We start from the raw sequence: 1,119 nt of genomic DNA, 5'->3' as shown, positions 1-1,119 counted from the left end.
AATGACACGACTTCGGCGGTACGCTTGAGCCCCGCTACATTGTCGGCGCGGAATCACTAGACCAGTGAGCTATTACGCACTCTTTCAAGGGTGGCTGCTTCTAAGCCAACCTCCTGGTTGTCTCTGCGACTCCACATCCTTTCCCACTTAGCGTACGCTTAGGGGCCTTAGTCGATGCTCTGGGCTGTTTCCCTCTCGACCATGGAGCTTATCCCCCACAGTCTCACTGCCGTGCTCTCACTTACCGGCATTCGGAGTTTGGCTAAGGTCAGTAACCCGGTAGGGCCCATCGCCTATCCAGTGCTCTACCTCCGGCAAGAAACACACGACGCTGCACCTAAATGCATTTCGGGGAGAACCAGCTATCACGGAGTTTGATTGGCCTTTCACCCCTAACCACAGGTCATCCCCCAGGTTTTCAACCCTGGTGGGTTCGGTCCTCCACGAAGTCTTACCTCCGCTTCAACCTGCCCATGGCTAGATCACTCCGCTTCGGGTCTTGAGCGCGCTACTGAATCGCCCTATTCGGACTCGCTTTCGCTACGGCTTCCCCACACGGGTTAACCTCGCAACACACCGCAAACTCGCAGGCTCATTCTTCAAAAGGCACGCAGTCACGAGATATGTGCAAGCACATATCCGACGCTCCCACGGCTTGTAGGCACACGGTTTCAGGTACTATTTCACTCCGCTCCCGCGGTACTTTTCACCATTCCCTCACGGTACTATCCGCTATCGGTCACCAGGGAATATTTAGGCTTAACGGGTGGTCCCGCCAGATTCACACGGGATTTCTCGGGCCCCGTGCTACTTGGGTGTCTCTCAAACGAGCCGCTGACGTTTCGACTACGGGGGTCTTACCCTCTACGCCGGACCTTTCGCATGTCCTTCGTCTACATCAACGGTTTCTGACTCGTCTCACAGCCGGCAGACTGTGAAAGAGAGATCCCACAACCCCCCAAGCGCAACCCCTGCCGGGTCTCACACGCTTGAGGTTTGGCCTCATCCGGTTTCGCTCGCCACTACTCCCGGAATCACGGTTGTTTTCTCTTCCTGCGGGTACTGAGATGTTTCACTTCCCCGCGTTCCCTCCACACTGCCTATGTGTTCAGCAGCGGG

General features: G+C 56.2%; 1 rRNA gene. It reads right to left on the bottom strand.

The features are described 5' to 3' along the window. Nucleotides 1–1,119: ribosomal RNA gene (locus J3486_RS43730) — 23S ribosomal RNA — on the bottom strand; the annotation flags it as partial.

Source organism: Streptomyces sp. VRA16 Mangrove soil (genome assembly GCF_017377775.1).
Lineage (GTDB): Bacteria > Actinomycetota > Actinomycetes > Streptomycetales > Streptomycetaceae > Streptomyces.
Note: the sequence above shows the minus strand (reverse complement) of the source record. Positions and strands in the feature narration are given on the sequence as shown.